Genomic DNA, 17,119 nt, shown 5'->3' on the forward strand with positions numbered 1-17,119 from the left:
ACTATTTTATTGTTTTATTAATGTTAATTAAAACTTCGCTTCTAATTTATCTCCAGCTTTCACATGAATTTCATAGATTCCATTTTGAAGTTTTACTTCTTTAGAATTCCATTTAGGAGTTTGTCCATCAAAATTGTCCTTGATTCTAACAGTTCCCGATTTTTTGGCCATAATGCTGAAAGAACTGATTTTGCCATCTTTTCTAGTAGCCGAAACTTTATATCCGCCTTCAGCTCTCAAATCTGTAAAAGAAACATCTGCCCATTCTTTTGGCGTAGCCGGAAAAATTCGGATAATTCCTGAATCGAGTTTTCCTGGCGTAGCACTCCAACTCTGCAACAACATTTCCTGCACGGCCTGCATAGCGATAAAATTTCCTTCTAAAGTGAATGGTTTTCCTCCTCCATTACCGTAACGACTATCTGGAGTTTGGTCTTGATTCACATGGAAACCATTTCTCAAAATATAAGCTTTTTCAAAAACATCCAAATGGTGGTAAGCACTTTCGGCATTACCCACACGTGCCTGCATACAGGCCATCCACGCCCAGGAATAACCACACCATTCGTTGTGTTTTTGCGCATTCCATTCTGGACGGTTCAAAGTTGTATTGATTCTTCGTTGATCTTCTTTACTTCCTTCGACAGTAATAAGATTGAAAGGGTAAATTCCAATAATATTCGAAAGATGACGATGGTCGTCTCTCAGCATTAATTTTGAATCAAGCATCAATTCTCCATCGGAAGCCACATGAAAATCGCCTAATTTTGATGCCAATTCTTTCCAAGATTTCGCTTCGGCAGTCAATCCTTGCGCTTCAGCCATTTCGGCTACAGCCAAAAAATGCATTTTCATACTCATCAAATCGTAATTGGTATTTGGTTCCAACCATTTGTTGCCAAATATTTCGGGTGAAGATGATCTCAATAATTTTAAATTACCCTCTTTGTCTGGTTTTAAAAGTGCTCGCAAACATTCTGCCGCTTCCTTACACCAAGGATAAGCACGCTCTTTCAGGAAACTGCCATCGCCTGTGTATAACCAATGAAGGTAAAACAAGTGTGCATTCCATGAGGTCATTGTAGGAGACAAACTGTAAGCCGCCCAACCGCCTAAAGGCTGTCCCGCAACTGTCATTACACCAGGAACTGCTAATCCTGGCGTTTCATAGAAATCTTTGGCAAAAGCACGCCAAAGGTCTCTTTTGTTCCAAAGAAAATTCAGGTAACTGCTTCCTTCATCAAAATTTCCGGCAGTTTGATAAGCTATATAAGTCATTTGAGTATTCAAATCGCTGTGATAATCGCCTTTCCAAGGTGGTAAACTACCAGTTGCAGATGTCCAAACACCTTGTAAAGGCATTGGCGGTGCATCGGCTCTTGAACCCGAACCATACAAATAGCGGGCAAATGTGTAATAATCCTGCATCCTTTTTTCGGGCAGAATGATTTGTGACTGTCCCCAAAATGCTTTCCACCATTTTACATGATCAGAAAAGCATTTGCCGATTCCTTCATTGAGTGCTTCAGTACAATGTTGTTTTCCTAATGCCACAGGATTGCCTCCATCACGATTCGTAGTTACAGAAATGGCGATTATTGATTCCCCTTTCAGATGACGGGTTTCGGTATAAACACAATACACCAATCCTTCAGCGGCTGGTTGTACATACCATTTGGCATTACCTTCCACACCGTTCGTTGCTTCGGGATAGCCCAAAGCGTTTACCGAATGACTGTCTGGTCCTGCAGATCCTCCTCTATATTTCGCAGAAACCTGCAACGAACTTAAAACTTCGAATCCATCCAAGTCCTGATCCGAAATACGGAATATTGCAACTGGCTTTACAGCACTAAAAAAAACTTTAGCCTGTTTCCCATTCGCAAGATGAACGATTCCAGTTGCTCTTTGTTTGTCCAATTCAAACGATTTGACAGTATTGTTGTTCAAGGTAAATTCGATTCCACCGGCAGGTAATTTGGTTGGATAGGCTCCATAATATGCATCTTCCCACATATTGCCTCCTTTAACCCAAGTTTGGGTTTTCCACCAATCTTTTGGTCCATTGGTGCGTTCGTCCCACAAATCACCTCGATCGAGCGAAAGTTTAATTATATTTTTTTCTCCCCATAAGAGTCCGCCTGTCAATCCATTACCCAACGGAATTGCTTCGTCCCAAGAACTAATGGGAGCCTGCGATGTGAGATTATTCTCCGCTTTCGGAAAGCCGTTTTTATCTTGCGAAAAACCAATCGTAACACAAAACAGGAAGAATGACAATAGCAGTTTTTTCATTTTCAGTATTATTTTTAATATCTAGTTTCTTCTTTCAAATAAATCCTTAACCGATTTTGAATTGAATTTATAATTATTCCGTAACATTAAGAATATCTCTCAATTTGATGTCTCTTGATGAGGCACCAATCATAATTCTGAAATCGCCTGGCTCAACTACCCATTTCATGTCTCCGTTCAGCATTTGTAGCGTTTCTTTGTTAATTTCAAACGAAACTTCTTTTGATTCTCCCGCTTTCAGCGAAATTCTTTGAAAACCTTTCATTTGCTTAATTGGTTGTGCAATGGATGCCAAAACATCTCTCACATATAATTGAACTACTTCATCTCCATCAATGTTACTGGTGTTTTTGATGGTACAGTACACTTTTGTGGTTTCTGCCTTTCCGATTTGCTTTTTATCAAATCGCATATTGCTATATTCAAAAGTCGAATAACTCAATCCATACCCGAACGGAAATAAAGGCGCACCATTCAAATTGGTATAATCATCCGAACGACCTGTTGGTTTGTGGTTGTACACCAAAGGCAATTGCCCTTCAAAAACAGGGAAAGTAATTGGTAAACGTCCTGCAGGATTTTTGTCTCCAAAAAGGATATTTGCCACAGCATTTCCTCCATCTTCACCTGGATACCATACATCCAAAATCGCCGGTACATTGTTAATCCATTTATCCATTGTGATGGCACTTCCTCCCACCAAAAGCACTACTACAGGTTTTCCAGTTGCAGCAACAGCGTTGATCAATTCTTCCTGATGTCCTAACAAACCTAAATAGGCTCTGTCATTGAACTCACCTTCTTCAATTCCGGCTGCGATCACCGCCACATCCGATTTTTTGGCAGCCGCAACGGCTTCGTCAATTTTTCTTTGCCAATCGTTATTTACACCAATATTCCAAACCAATTTGAATTTGGCATATCCTTGTGATTCGAAAAACTCTACTTTGATATCGTATTCTTTGTCTTTTTCAAAATTGAAATCAACCAGTTTTGTTGAATACGTTTGACTTTTCCAATTGTCTATAATTAGTTTTCCGTTCAAATACAAACGATAACCGTCATTACCTTCGAAACCAATTTTGTAAGTTCCTGTTGCTGGCGATTTGATTTTTCCGCTCCATTTGACAGAATAAAAATCATAATTGATTTTTGTCTGATCCGGTGAATACAAAGTCCAATCGAAATTAATTTTATTGTCCAAACGAACCAAAGCAGGAGTTCCGCTCAATTGAACATTATTGAAATATTCTCCCGACAAACCATTCACTGATTTTCCTTTTTCAACTGTAAATAAATTAGCGGACGGAACAGGAACATAATCAGTGCTTTTTCTCGCACAACCTTCGGCCAGATTGATTGCAACCGATTTACCCAATTTGGCTTTAATTCCGTCAAGCATACTCACTTTACCGTTTCCGGGTCCGCTGTAACCTCCCAATCGGGCCTCGGTAATATCGTTTCCAATCAAGGCAATTGATTTAATATTCTTTTGTAAAGGCAAAACTTTATTGTCATTTTTCAACAAAACCATCCCTTTTTCAGCAGCTTCTCTGGACAATAATTTGTGAGCAGGATTTCCGTTCCATTTATTGGTTTCTTTTTCATCTGCATAAGGTTTTTCAAACAATCCCAATTCAAATTTCAATCGCAACACTCTTGCTACTGATTCGTCAATATTTTTTGTATCAATTCTTCCGTCAAGGAAAGGCGGCTGAAACAATTTGTTATGTTCATAAGCTGTCTGGAAAATCACATCCAAACCGTTATTAATCGCATTAACTCCAGATTCAGTATAATCTTTGGCTGTATAATGCAATACATTTCCTCCTCCAACAGCATTAGCATCAGAGATAATGAATCCTTTAAAATTCATTTCGCCTTTCAGTTTTTTGTTCAACAACCAATCGCTGGCCGTACAAGGACTTCCGCTCACGGTATTGTACGAAGTCATCACACTACGGCTTCCGCCTTCAGTAAAACAAGCTCTGAAAGGTGGAAACTGATATTCTTCCAAATAACGTTCGTTATAATCAATCGGGTAACTGTCACGACCTCCGTCCCCGCTATTTGCCAAGAAATGCTTAGGGGTTGTGATCACTCCTCTTTCTTCAAAAGAAGACACATAAGCGACACCCATTTTGGAAGAAAGAAAAGGATCTTCCCCGTACGTTTCCTCCACACGACCCCAACGAACATCTGACGCAAGATTCACAACTGGCGATAAAATTTGACGAATTCCACGACTTTTGGATTCCAATGCAATGGCTGTCGAAACACGTTTCATCAAACCAGTATCGAATGTTGCTGCCAATGAAATGGATTGAGGGAAAGCAGTTGCTCCGTCTCTTACCAATCCGTGTAATGCTTCATCAAAAGCAATAATCGGAATACCAAGACGTGTATTTTCGACAAAATGTTTTTGTATTTTATTAATCAATTTTACTGTTTCCTGAGCGTTGCTTGCCGCACTGTAATCCAAAATTTGATTCGCCGCGTCGGAACTTCCTTTGGCACTTACCTGAAAACCGAAAATTCCGTTTTTGTAGTTATCGGTACCGTCGGACAAATCCCCTGGAATCATATACATCTGCCAGAATTTTTCTTCTGGTGTCATTCGGGACAATAAATCCTGAACTCGTTCTTCCACCGGTAATTTAGGATTTTTATACTTTGGTGTGTTTTGGGAAAACAACATCGGAGTTCCCAAAAGGAAACATAGTAAAAGTGCTTTTTTGTTCATGTCTTTGCTATTGGCTAACCGCTAAGGCGCATTTGAATATTATTATGGACGAAACCATCAGTTATTATAAATCATTGGCTTTTGACTAATTGCCAAAAAGCCAATGACTAAAGCTTTATTTCAAAATCAAAGAAACCGGTTGATTTGCTCTGAATTTTACTTGAATTGCATTGTTTGAAATCGACAAAGTTTCTCCTTTTTCTTCTCCTCTCAAGTCACAGAATTGAGCTGTTTTATAAATACTTCCTTGAGGCAAAGTCACGGTACAAACAGTATCTTTTCCATTTTGTTCCCAAAGTCGGATCAAGTCACCTTCTCCATCTCTATTTTTTCCGAAGAAAGTAACCAAAACACCTTTTTCTGACACTGAAATTCCTTTTGCCGAAGCAGCAATTTTACCAGCTGTTCCACCTGCATATGATACCATCAATGGATTCCTGATTTCCTCTGCAGGAACAACAATTGAACTTCCGTCTGTATAATTGTCAATGCTCCACACATAGAATTTTGCAGTCCAAGAACCTTCTACCCATTCGGTAAAATTGGTACTCCATTGATTATTGTAAAGGTTAAAAAACACATTTCCTTTTTGAGGAACAAAATCTGTTGAATATTTCCACAATCCCGGACGATCCAAACTCACTCCTGGTACATCAGCAGATGTCACTCCAAAACCTTGGTTGTTTTTGTCCAAAACTCCAACACCGGTGTTTATGAAACCGTAATCCAGATTAGAATTTTTCACAATATCTTTTACAGGATCGATTACACCACCTAAACGTCCCAATTTAAACTGTGCATTATCAATATTGAATGGAAAACTGATCCATCCGCCTTCTGGCCATGCTTCAGCAGGTTTTCCACTAATGCTCCAAATCACTTCTACTGCAGGTTTGTTTTCATACAAAGTAAAAACCATTGAATAGTTGTGGTTTAAATCGGTATCTCCTTTGAATTTCATTGTGGCCGAAACTGACAATCCATCTTTAGAAAATTCGATTTCAGCATTCTTTCCTGATGATTTTTTATAAGGAGTGTCGTCAAGATTGATTCTTCCCAATTCTTGATACGCCCAATTCCAACCCGCTTTTATATAATCCTTGGCGTATTTATCCGTTTGCGTTTTGGCAAATCTTTCGTTTATATATTGACCAAATTTGTATTCCGAATTGGCGTTCACCATTTCTTTATTCGATTTTTTGTCAATCAATGATTTGATGGTTCCGTTTTGTTTGTCGAAAGTGATTTTGAAAAATGCATTCTCCATTATTCCTTTATCAGTATCAAACGATAGACTTGATTTTGCTGCAGGCGCTTCTTCATCTGTCGAAACAAAAGTCACATACCCCATGGCCGGAATCTTATTGGCTTGGAACTGCAAAATGTTTTTATTTTTGATAATTGGAATAATTTCACCAGTCGCAACGCTCTTCAATGATTTTTTAAAGGCTGTACCTGTCTGAAGTGTTACCATATCATTGCGTTCCCAAGGCAGTGGGTTATACACTACAATACGCTCCCCTTCTACATTTACGGATGTTGCCAAACGTTTTAATTCCCGGCTGAACGCTGGCAAAATTAATTTTTCGGAGGCTGTAACGTGATTTCCTTTTTCTTTCCAAGAATATTCTATGATGTCATAATATCCTTTGGCTCTCAATTTTTCAAATTCATTTCCGTATGCCCAATATCCTGAATGACCGTGGCTCATGGCTAATCCAAAAGTATGTTCGTCAAACAAATGAATTCCTTCCAAAGATTCGTTCACCATTTTCTGTATTGGTTCTTCTTCTTTTTGTCCCCAGAAAGAAGATAAAGTACTGAACGCTTCCAAATTTAAAGTCGATTTACTCAAAGCACGACTCGCTTTCATTTCGCGAGGCATCGACATATAACCATGAATCCAAGTATCTGGCATATCCCCTTTGATGGTTTCCAGTTTTGGATTTTCTTTGCTGATAGTATTATAAAAGTCTGCTAAACTACCTACTCTTACTTTCGCACCAGGATTAAGTTTTTCAATTTCTGCTACTGCTTTTCTGTACTCTTCATACGTCTGTGCACCAGAATTGTCGTTGGTTTGAATAATTGCCAACCACGTTTTGTGTGTCCAATCTTTTGGCGGTGCTGGACTTGTTCCATAATATTCCCCGAAATAGAAAGTCATCAGCTTTGATTTGTCCGGACCTTCCCACCAAAATAACAATGGAACTTTTGGTGACATCGAAGCCGGATTACAACCGATGTGCAAGAATTTCACTCCAGCATTGTTCAACATTGTTGGTACAATCCACGAATGACTCGGCACATCCGACATTTTTGCGTCAATAGCCAAAGGCAATCCTAAATCACGGTGTATTTTTGAAGCGTAGCCCAACGATTGTACTAATGGCTCCAAATCGGCAGCTTCTGTTTCCATTGAAAAAGGCAGCGCATGAACAAAAAGGTTTCCGTCTTTTATCGCTTTTTCAATTTTAGTTTTCACTTCCGGTTTCGACTTCAAAAGCATTTCTTTCATCGGCCAGCCCGAAACAGTCCATTTGAACTGTTGGTCTTTGGGTAAATGCTTTGACTCATCGATTGTCTTCAATGCACTAGTCACCATCGAATTCGCATAATTGTATCTCACATTATCCGACCAATCGGTGTAACCAATATCAAAATGGGTTTTAAAAACCACGATGACTTCATTCACTTTTGGTGTTTCTGATTTACTTTTTTTCTGACTAATACCCACAAAAGGCAAAAGCAAAAGCGCTAAAAATAAAAATGTTTTTTTCATACTATTGATAACCATTGAATTATATTATTCTATTCAATTATCGAAGAGTAAATCTTCATTACTGCTCGTATTTTCAATTCATTTCGACTTTTTTACTAAATCGTTTAAATGAATTTGTTAAAAAAAATGCCATCCCCGAAAAATGAAGATGACATTTTCATATTATTTATTAATTCGTCAAGAAACCTCCGTTGCCTCTGTATAATTTAATTGGTGCGTCTAATGTTACTTTGATACAAGTCACATATTTATCAATAGCAGTTTCCGGTAAGTCGATATATACCAACCCTGGAACGGCACTCCACGAAATTTTTCCTACTACTTTATGAGTCAACTTTACATTAGACCCCAAAACAGTAATATCCTGAATTTTGTTATCCAAACCTTTCAACAATACTTGTCCGGAAGTTTTTCCGTGAACAAACAAATAAAGTGTTTTAGAATCCTTAGAAAGTGTTGTAGGCCCGTAGAAATGCCCTTGTGGAATTCCAGGGATAGTTCCGAAAATACCTTCTCCGTTTCTTTTGTTCCAATCCCCTAATTCTTTCAATGTAGAAACAACTGTTTCTGGATAAGTTCCGTCAGGTTTTGGTCCAATATCTAATAATAAATTTCCTCCATTTGAAACAGCATCCACAAAAATGGTAATGATTTCATAAGGTGTTTTCCAATTATTATCGCTCACACGGTAGCCCCAATTTTCATTCATAGTCATACACAATTCCCACCATTTGAACGCAGGACGCACCACAGGGAAATTTTGTTCAGGAGTATCATAATCACCATATCCCTGCAAACGACCATTGATGATTGTATTTGGATTTCTATCGGTCAAAATCTTACGTGTTTTTTCGGCTTGCCATTCATCTGCACTATGCTCCCAATCCCCATCAAACCACCATAAATCGGGATTGTACCAATCAGAGATTTCTTTGATTTGCCCTTGAAAAAACTTTTGAAAACGCTCCCAACGAGCAGGTTCTTTCTTGATATCATAACGTTTTTTTTCTTTCAAAAAGTCCGGATAATCATTGTGTGTCCAGTCTATTAATGAGAAGTAAGCGCCACATTTCACATCTCTTTTACGTAATTCTTCGAATAGAGGTTTAATCATGTCTTTTTTGGCAGGAGTAGTTTTTACCGAACTCAATTTCCCCAATTTGGTGTCGTACATCGCTACGCCGTCGTGGTGTTTCGTAGTTATCACACAATATCTAGCACCGCAATCTTTTATCATTTGTGCCCAGGCTGCTGGATCATAATTACTCAATGTATAACTTTTTTGCTGCTTCATATAATCATCAACAGAAATATTTCCGTTATGAAAACTCCAAGATTCCGAAACATCGGCAACAGAATAGATTCCAGCATGAATGAAAATACCCAACTTAGCATCTTCAAACCATTTCATTTTTTCAGCAATATCCTTCGTTTGAATTTTATTCTGCGCATTACCCACTATCGAAGTTCCGATAAGCAGAGCCCCCAATATTAATTTCTTTATCATAGTCTATAGTTTTTTTTAGTTTGTTTTTTATTTAATTCTAATAACTGTCGAAGCTGTTTGTAGTCCCGCGCTTTCAGCTTTCACTGTAAATTGTCCTTTTTGCCCTTTTTTGGCTTTTACAATCACTAAAACTTTACCGTTGTAAGCAGGACGTTCGTGACTTTGGAAAGGAACAAAACTGGTTGCGTCTCCATTGTCGGTTGCCACAATTTCCCCAGCTCCTTCAAGTGAAAATTTAACTGATTCATTTGAACGAGGCACTACCAATCCTGATTTATCTGTAATATCAACTGTTACGAAAACCAAATCAACATCATCTGCAAATACTTCGGTTCTATCAGCGGTCATTTTTAATTTTGTTGCAACATCTGTAGTTTTAACCACATCCGTAGCCCATTGTTTTCCTTTTTTGTAACAGACTACTTTGAGTTCGCCAGGTGTGTAAACCACATTGTCCCAAACCAAACGAAAATCTTTTCCAGCCTCCATTTTCTTTCTTCCAATGCTTTTTCCGTTAAGGAATAATTCACCCTCATCACCCGAAGTATAAACGTGTACAGGAACTATTTGTCCAACACGTTCGTTCCAATTCCAGTGAGGAAGAATGTGTGCTGTCGGTACATCTGGTCTCCAATGCGATTTGTAGCTATAATAACGATCTTTTGGGAAACCGGCCAAATCGATAATTCCGAAATAACTACTTCTTGAAGGTGGATTACTTTTTTGCAATTCTGCCAATTTTGCTTCCAATTCTGCTTGTTTTGAAGGATCGGTTCTAAAATTCAATAAATTGGTTTCATCAGAATTGTAAGGTGTTGGTTCTCCCAAATAGTCAAATCCTGTCCAAACATACTCTCCCAATAAATGAGGAAATTGGGCATTGGTACGGAATTGAGTGTCTGGTGAACAACCCCATCCTGGGAAAGCATCATCATAGGACGAAATTTGCCAAGATGTTTTATTATATGGGTCACCAAAGAAATATTCGCCACGAGAACTCACTGTTGAAGCGGTTTCACTACCTAGCGTTGGCTTTTTCTCGTATCTTGGATCAACATCCCATTTTGGTTGTTGACTGAAGAAATAATTAACCCCCATAATATCCAATGCAACAACTGCACCAGAACTGCGTCCACCATCAGGATCGTTGTAGCCATTAGAAACAGGACGAGTTGGATCTTCTCTACGCATTATATCTGCCAAATGTTTAGTCATTGCAACGTTTTGTTGATCTGGAACTTCATTCCCAATTGACCAAATAAACACCGAAGGATTGTTTCTATCTCTGTGAACTAAAGCAAGTAAATCTTTTTCGTGCCATTCGTCATAAATCACGTTGTAATCCAATTTTTTCTTACCATTTTTCCAAGCATCAAAAGCTTCGTCCCAAACTAAGAATCCCATTTTATCAGCCAATTCTAATAATTCAGGAGCCGGAGGATTGTGAGAAGTACGCAAAGAATTACATCCCATTTCTTTCAACATTACCAATTGCCTTTTTAATGCCGATGTATTTATAGCTGCTCCTAAAGCACCTAAATCGTGATGATTACAAGTTCCGAAAATTTCAACTCTTTTTCCGTTCAAAAGAAATCCATTTCTTGCTGTAAATTCTATTGTACGAATACCAAAAGGCGTATTGTAAGTATCCACCACTTTTCCGTCAACAGTCACTTTGGTTTGTGCCACATAACGATTTGGGGTTTTCAAATCCCATAATTTTGGATTATTCAAAACGGAATGAGCTTCGACTTCCTTATTTCCATTAGCATTAATTTCAACGGTTCTTGGAATTAATGACCCCACTTTTAATTTAGCCACATCATTAATGTCCATTTCATATAAATCAGTCGTAACTACCGCTTTTACAGTTTGGTTGGTGGCATTGTCTACTTTTACGATCATTCTAATATCTGCTGCTTCTTTGGTGATATTCGGAGTAGTAATATAAGTCCCCCAATGTCCCACATGTACAGGATTGGTTTTTACCAACCAAACGTGGCGATAAATTCCAGCACCAGGATACCAACGGGAATCCCAATTTTCCGTATCCAAACGAACGGCTAAGATATTTTCCTGTCCAAATTTTAAAAATGGGGTCAAATTCATACGGAAAGAATTGTAACCATAAGGCCAAGTTCCAACATAATTTCCATTCAAATAAATTTTGGCATTAGCCATAGCTCCATCAAAATCTACAAAAATTTCTTTTCCAGAATCCGAAGCAGGAACTGTAAAATGTTTACGGTACCAACCAATTCCTTTCCAAGGTAATTTTCCTGTTTCACCTCTTAGTTCAATTCTAAATGGTCCTTTGATAGCCCAATCGTGTGGCAAATTCAATTTTTCCCAATTGGTTTCATTGGTTGAAACGGCTTCTAAATTTTTAGGTTCTTCTTTAATCAATCCATCGGCTTGTAGCCCATATCTTGAAAAAAGCCAATTATCGTCAAATGATTGAGTATCGGTGGAACCCATTCTCTTTATCGCAGTATTTTGAGAAAACCCTGAAAATCCCATCATCAAACAAACTACCAGAGAAAGGCAATTGTTCAGCGAAAACATCTTTTTGTTCATATTCATTTTTTTAATTTTTGGTTTTTGGTTTTGTTTTTAAAACGAACAGCATTTCAGTTGTTGTTTTTATTTACTATTCAAATCTTTAATATCTGTTTTAATTTGCTTTTTCGTCATTTTGTCAGTTGTAATTTTTGGTTTCCAAGTTGTACCAAACTTGTTATTTTTGATTACAACATTGTTGCATGCCGTAAGAGAAAACGAATTTTCATTGGATCCAGCAGAGAGCAAATCGGATTGATTAATTGTATTATTCGAAAAAAACAATCCGTCAGTTGATCGTGCTGACAAAATAGGTTTGTCGAAAATTTTAAACGTATTGTTTTCTATTCGGATGTTACGATGCACATAATAACCTTCAACCAGTTCGTGGTTTTCTGGTGCGATATTGATGATTGTTCCTGAATTGTAAGCACACTCTTCAAAAGTGTTGTTACGAATCGTTACATCGGAAACCGAACCAGACTCAAACCAACTCGAAGCGTCGTTTGCAATCAGGATTGCGTGCATTCCTGTTCGATAAAAAATATTATTTTCAATCAATACTTTTCTGCTAGTAGTCAATAACAAACCACGAGTATTGGTACGCTCGAATCTTGAATTTTTGATAGTAACTTCCGGAGTCCAAGTTGTGTTTTCAATCACGTCACCCACTTTCACTTTATCTGATATTTTGCCATCCAAAACCAATTCCATTTCTTTTTTATTAATCAATTTTGCCGATTTCAGTTTACCGGAAACAATTGGTTTTAACGTTTGTGGACTAACAAAACTTATGCTGTCACCTGCAAAAAAAGCTTCAAATCCATATGTTTGATGGTGCATAAATTGCACTATTATTATTTTCTTATCTTGAGAAATTTCGGTGATTTTCAAATGGGTTCCATGTACATTCATCGGATCGTCATGTGAACCAGATGTTCTGCAACCGTCAACTAAGATTTTTCCTTTACATCCCGAAAAATGAAAACAATCTGCAAATGAAGCTATCACACGACCTGAATCTTCCCGCGGTGCAACGACAACTTTTGAAAGTGTAATATTTTCAGCAAATTGAGAAACGATTCCCAATCCGTGCATGAAGTGCATTTTCACATTCGAAAGAACAATATCTTTACTCAAAGTGATAAATCCGCCGCAATTATCCCTGTAAGTATCACGAATAGAAAGCACATCTCCATCTTTATATTTTTCTTTTGCAAAATCACCTTCAAACAAAACGGTTCTGTTTTCTTCCTGAATCGCTTTTGATTTCAAAAATGGACCAAATGAAGAATAACGCATTAGATTTTTTTCTTTATCCAATGAAATAGTGTGATGCGAATTACTTTTCCATCCTTCTCCATAAAATCCAATTTTACCATTTTCGATAAAATATCTTGAATCAGGATGAATTTTCATTTTGATAGCCGATGGTGAAACCGAAACGACGGTCACTTCTGACATCGTTGGACGCTCATAGTCAAATTGAATATTTTTAATCTCAATATTTTGGCAATTGAACAAAGCAAACGAAACCATTTTTCCGTGCAAAACCACCAAAGTATTATTTCCGTCCAAAGTGACATTTTCCAAATTGTCAAAGTAAAATCCAATGCTTTTTACTTTAGATAAAGTATCACTTTCTGTCGAATTCGAAATATAAATTTCTTTTTTGATAGCATCTTCAGGCCATAAATCAATTCTTCCTCCCGGCAACTGAATGACAACATTTTGTTTGCCTTTGCATTTTTCCAAAGCTTCTCGAACACCTTTACTTGCATTGGAATAACTGTTGGATTTTACACCAAATTGCGTCACTTTTATAGTGTCGGCAACTTGTCCTGAAACACCAAATGTTATCAGGAAAAATAAAAACAGTATACTCTTTACTTTGGAAAAAATCATTTTAAAATTTTAATTATAATTTACAACGAACGATCAAGGTGTGTATAACCTCCATCTACATAAATCAACTGACCAGTTGTGTGGCTCGATTTGTCTGACAACAAGAATACAGCCATATTTGCAATTTCTTCAGCAGTCGTCATTCTGTTTTCGAACGGAATTTTAGCTGTAATTTCTTTTATTTTTTCTTCCGGATTTTCAAGAGTTTTAATCCATTTATCATATAATGGTGTGTAACATTCGGCTACAATTACTGAATTTACACGGATTCCATATTTCAACAATTCAACAGCCCATTCTCGGGTTAAAGCATTTCGTCCACCATTTGAAGCTGCATAAGCTGAAGTATTTCCTTGTCCTGTATCGGCTGTTTTTGAACCGATGTTCACAATTGCTCCTTTTGTTTTTTTCAACTCTGGCAAAGCATGTTGTGCCATCAAATAATAATGAACCAAGTTTTTATGAATGGATGCTAGAAATTTTTCATAGTCTCCACTTTCCAAACCTACACCGTCATTAACACCTGCATTATTGATTAATCCGTCAATGCGGCCACATAGAGCTATTACTTGGTCAACAGCACTTTTACAAGCTTCTGGATTGGTCAATTCAGCCACGACTGATAATGCTTTTCCGCCTTCGGTTTCGATCTCTTTGATAGCAATTTGATTGTCGGCATCAACTCTTCCTACAATTACAGGAATAGCTCCTTCTGAAGCCAACACTTTACAAATTCCAAGTCCAATTCCTTTTGCTCCTCCTGTAACGATTACAATTTTGTCTTTTAAATTGAGATTCATTTTCTATATTTTTTTTGAATTTGAAATTTCGTTTTGAAACCTTACGAATATCATAAATTTGATATAGGACTCAATCTGAACGATGTTTCTTAATCCTTATTAATTTTACTTATCTGGCATTTATTCAAATTCGCTATGATGATTAACCATTTTTATGCAAGTCAAATATCTTATCCATCATCATCCATTTTTCACCTTCTTTTGCCCAAGGCAATGCTTTTTGGTATTTCCACATCAATTCTTCCCATTCCTGTACTTTCGGATTATTGGCATCCATCTCCCCTTTTCTTTCAAAAGTAAAAGTCTCATTGGCCTCGATAATCATAAACATCCTGTTGCCCACACAATAAATATCAAGATTTTCAATCCCTGAACCAGTGATACTTTTTGTGATTTCTGGCCAAATTTTTTCATGGTATTTTTTATATTCTGCCATTAATGTTGGGTCTTCAATCAAGTCTAATGCAAGACAATATTTTTGGGTTACCATTCTATTTTTTTTAGTTTAAAAAGATTGAAATTAATAATTAATATACTGAAAAACAATTCAATACAATTACTATTTACTGTGCACTCACTTTTATTGAGACTCCTCCTTGTTTTGCCAATTCCGCTTTCAATGAATTAGGAATCGTAACACTGATTCCACCATTGACGCTTTTGTAACTTAGTTTTTGTTTGTTTGCCAAAAGTGTAACATTTAGTTTCCCTTTTAAATTGTTTTTAATGACAATTTGTGAAGGAATTTCTTTTTCAGTTGCAGTTGGAAGGTAAATTCCGAAAACTGTTTTTTCACCTTTCGACGTATAATACAAATTACCTTCAGAATAAGGTGCGATTGGTCTTGTAGCATAAATAGCCTCACCATTAATATCAAGCCATTTTCCAACCTCGGCCAATGTTTGTTGAATTTTTGGTTCAAAATCGCCTTTTCCGTCAGGACCAACACCAAGCAATAAATTTCCGCCTTTGGCAACAATTCCAGTTAACAGTTGAATAACTTCTGTTCCCGATTTGTATTTGTCATTCGGCACCCAACCCCAATCGTTTCCAAGGGTAACACAGCTTTCCCATGGCACCGGAATTGGTTTTTCAAGCACTTTTCGTTCAGGAGTAAGATAATCTTCGTATTCGCCTGGTACCCAACGATCCACCACAATCAATCCCGGTTGTTTTTTACGTGCAGTTTCTGCAATGAGTTTCATATTGATGTCTAAATTCTGACGTCCTTTCTTTCCTTCGTTTTCTTTTACCGTAGATACTGGACGAACCCATCCTCCGTCAAGCCACAATATATCTACTTTACCATAATTGCTCGTCAATTCATCCAATTGATTTTGGGTGTATTTTACGAAACTTTGCCATTTTTCAGGATATGCTTTTATATCATAATTTGGATTTCTGTCTTTTGGAGGATAGTATTTCCACCAAAAATCCTGTGAAGTCCAATCTGGTTTTGAAAAATAAATTCCAACTGACAATCCTTCTTTTCGAGAAGCGTCCAAAACGTTTTTCAATACATCAGGATTCTTGTTTTTCGAGGATGGCAAATTTGGGTTGGTAATTTTGAAATCGGTGAATTTCGAATCATACATACAAAACCCATCATGGTGTTTGGATGTAAAAATCAAATATTTTGCTCCAGCATTTTTAAACATTTTTGCCCATTTTTCAGAATCTAAATTTGTTGGATTCAAACTGAATCTTGCACCACGATAATCGGAAGCAAAAGAATCATAATCATCATAACCGTTACGGGTCACCCAATCTTCTGGAGCTAATCCCCACGATTCGCAAATTCCCAATTGGCTATACAACCCCATATGAATTAAAACTCCAAATTTGTAATCCTGCCATTTTGATAAGTTTTCTTTTACTTCCTTGTCTTTTGGAGCAATATAAGTATCATAAGGTGTTTTTTCGTTTTCAACCATAATATCACCTTGTGCATGTGACAGAGTCGTAGTAGCAAAACAACAGGCAGCCAATACTAGTTTTATTCTGTTTTTCATATTTTTATTTATTGTTTTTTTCTTTGGAACGATAACGATTTAGTAGTAACAATACGGCGTACTCTACCAAAAATAACTTTATCAACTAAAACGTTTTATATTTTCAGACACAGCATTTTGACTCAATCTAAAAAAAATAAAGTTATTGTATAATTAAGTTTTATTTTAACTCAAAATTATCATTAATTAAGCAATTATTATCTTAACATTTAGTATCAAAAAATACCATTAAATATGATTTTATTTCAGAAAGAATAAGGATGTTTTAAAACAAAATGAAGAAAAATCATTTAGTACATTAATCGAGTGCAATTATTTTTTTATAAGAATTCAAATAAAAAAAAGACTGAAAATATTCTACATAGGAAATACAAAAATGACATACATATATAATAGGACACAATTTTTATTTTGCAATTTTCATTTTTGAAGTAACTTTTAATTCATAATTCAACAAAATAGTTTCAGAAAAAATGACCATTTCAAAGTACAAACCCAATGAAAAAATCAGTTTTT

General features: G+C 36.8%; 9 protein-coding genes. All 9 read right to left on the reverse strand.

The window, feature by feature from the left end; genetic code table 11:
- Nucleotides 1–27: 27 nt before the first annotated feature.
- The 9 genes from J2W95_RS06825 to J2W95_RS06865 all read right to left on the reverse strand — a co-directional run bounded on the left by J2W95_RS06825 (nt 28) and on the right by J2W95_RS06865 (nt 16,603).
- Nucleotides 28–2,295, reverse strand: coding sequence for a glycosyl hydrolase family 95 catalytic domain-containing protein (locus J2W95_RS06825; RefSeq protein WP_310005292.1), 2,268 nt, complete (start codon nt 2,293–2,295; stop codon nt 28–30).
- A 73-nt stretch (nt 2,296–2,368) separates the two neighbouring features.
- Nucleotides 2,369–5,038 carry a glycoside hydrolase family 3 C-terminal domain-containing protein gene (locus J2W95_RS06830; RefSeq protein ID WP_310005294.1) on the reverse strand — a complete coding sequence of 890 codons (2,670 nt, stop codon included), beginning with the start codon at nt 5,036–5,038 and terminating at the stop codon, nt 2,369–2,371.
- Between the two features lie 115 nt (nt 5,039–5,153).
- Nucleotides 5,154–7,820: a glycoside hydrolase family 38 N-terminal domain-containing protein gene (locus J2W95_RS06835; RefSeq protein WP_310005296.1), complete on the reverse strand. Its 2,667-nt coding sequence runs from the start codon at nt 7,818–7,820 to the stop codon at nt 5,154–5,156.
- A 169-nt stretch (nt 7,821–7,989) separates the two neighbouring features.
- On the reverse strand, nt 7,990–9,327 hold the full coding sequence (locus tag J2W95_RS06840) for an alpha-L-fucosidase (protein WP_310005298.1): 1,338 nt from the start codon (nt 9,325–9,327) through the stop codon (nt 7,990–7,992).
- Between the two features lie 27 nt (nt 9,328–9,354).
- A complete protein-coding gene (gene galB / locus J2W95_RS06845) occupies nt 9,355–11,910 on the reverse strand; it encodes a beta-galactosidase GalB (protein ID WP_310005299.1) in 2,556 nt (851 codons plus the stop codon).
- Nucleotides 11,911–11,970: 60 nt separating this feature from the next.
- On the reverse strand, nt 11,971–13,791 hold the full coding sequence (locus tag J2W95_RS06850; protein ID WP_310005301.1) for a right-handed parallel beta-helix repeat-containing protein: 1,821 nt from the start codon (nt 13,789–13,791) through the stop codon (nt 11,971–11,973).
- A gap of 20 nt (nt 13,792–13,811) precedes the next feature.
- Nucleotides 13,812–14,591 carry an SDR family oxidoreductase gene (locus J2W95_RS06855; protein ID WP_310005303.1) on the reverse strand — a complete coding sequence of 260 codons (780 nt, stop codon included), beginning with the start codon at nt 14,589–14,591 and terminating at the stop codon, nt 13,812–13,814.
- Between the two features lie 142 nt (nt 14,592–14,733).
- The gene (locus J2W95_RS06860) at nt 14,734–15,081 is read right to left on the reverse strand and encodes an L-rhamnose mutarotase (RefSeq protein WP_310005305.1); all 348 of its coding nucleotides are present in this window, start codon (nt 15,079–15,081) and stop codon (nt 14,734–14,736) included.
- A 73-nt stretch (nt 15,082–15,154) separates the two neighbouring features.
- Nucleotides 15,155–16,603, reverse strand: coding sequence for an alpha-L-fucosidase (locus tag J2W95_RS06865; RefSeq protein ID WP_310005307.1), 1,449 nt, complete (start codon nt 16,601–16,603; stop codon nt 15,155–15,157).
- Nucleotides 16,604–17,119: the final 516 nt, after the last annotated feature.

It is taken from the genome of Flavobacterium granuli, from assembly GCF_031456055.1.
Taxonomy (GTDB): Bacteria; Bacteroidota; Bacteroidia; order Flavobacteriales; family Flavobacteriaceae; genus Flavobacterium; species Flavobacterium granuli_A.